Origin of the sequence: Anaplasma marginale str. Florida (assembly GCF_000215485.1) — a bacterium.
GTDB classification, from domain to species: Bacteria; Pseudomonadota; Alphaproteobacteria; order Rickettsiales; family Anaplasmataceae; genus Anaplasma; species Anaplasma marginale.
In genome coordinates this window covers 1-1,284 of sequence record NZ_AFMS01000008.1, presented here as the reverse complement: position 1 = coordinate 1,284, position 1,284 = coordinate 1, and the positions used below count along the sequence as shown (strand labels likewise).

The 1,284-nt window shown below is 46.1% G+C and carries 1 protein-coding gene; it reads left to right on the top strand.

What is annotated here, in order from left to right:
* On the top strand, positions 1–1,284 hold a 1,284-nt coding region (rho, locus tag GAC_RS00300; RefSeq protein WP_037348958.1), incomplete at its 5' end, for a transcription termination factor Rho.

The window sequence follows — 1,284 nt, the reverse complement described above, 5'->3', positions numbered from 1 at the left end:
TCCGAAGGAGGGAGGGTACTGAACCTGTGTGAACTGAAGCAAAAGAGCACGGAGGAGTTACTGGTAACAGCAGAGGAGTTGGGAGTAGTCAGCAACGGAAGGATGCTGAAGCAGGAGATAATTTTCCAGCTAATGAAGCGAGTTATCAGTGAAGGAGGCATAGCTATCGGAGGTGGAGTAGTAGAGACACTACCTGACGGGTTTGGGTTTTTAAGATCAGCCAAGGCTAACTATGCAGCAAGCAGTGATGATATCTACATATCTGCAGGCCAGATCAAGAAGTTCAATTTAAGAACAGGAGACATAGTAAGTGGCGAGATCAGAGCACCTGGGGAGAAGGAGAGATACTTCACACTGGTCAAGGCATATAGCATAAACTACACAGAGATAGGAAAGCTACAGAGGTACGTACACTTTGACGATCTGATTCCACTATACCCTGAGGAGAGGATTTTACTCGAATGCAAAGAGAGTTTTGGAGGGGAGAAGAAAGACATCAGCATGCGCGCAATAGACATCATAGCCCCACTGGGCAAAGGTCAGCGTGCACTGATTGTAGCACCACCTAGGGTGGGCAAGACGGTAATTTTGCAGCAGATTGCACACTCCATTGCCATGAATCACCCAAACATGGAGTTGATAGTCCTGCTCATAGGAGAACGGCCTGAGGAAGTTACAGACATGCTGAGGTCAGTAAAAGGAGAAGTAGTGAGCTCCACATTTGATGAGCCAGCATATAGGCACGTACAACTGGCTGAAATAGTAATTGAGCGGGCTAAGAGGATGGTAGAACACAAGAAGGAAGTTGTGATACTACTAGACTCAATCACCAGATTGGCCCGTGCGTACAATGAGGTCATGCCATCATCTGGTAAGGTACTAACTGGTGGGGTAGATTCCAACGCATTGCAAAGACCCAAGAGGTTCTTCGGAGCTGCAAGGAACATCGAGAATGGCGGGTCACTCACCATCATTGCAACAGCACTGATTGAAACTGGTTCAAAGATGGATGAAGTCATCTTTGAAGAATTCAAGGGTACAGGTAACTGTGAAATAATCCTAGACAGGAAAATCGCAGACAAGAGAATCTACCCTGCGATTGATATTTCTAAATCTGGGACTCGTAAGGAAGACATGCTGATAGAGAGTGCATTTTTGAAGAAGGTATGGCTACTCAGAAGGTTACTATCAGCAATGGGTCCAGTAGAAGCCATGGAGTTCCTGCGAGACAAGCTAAGCATCGCCAAGGACAACAATGACTTCTTTGAGATGATGAACAGCTAA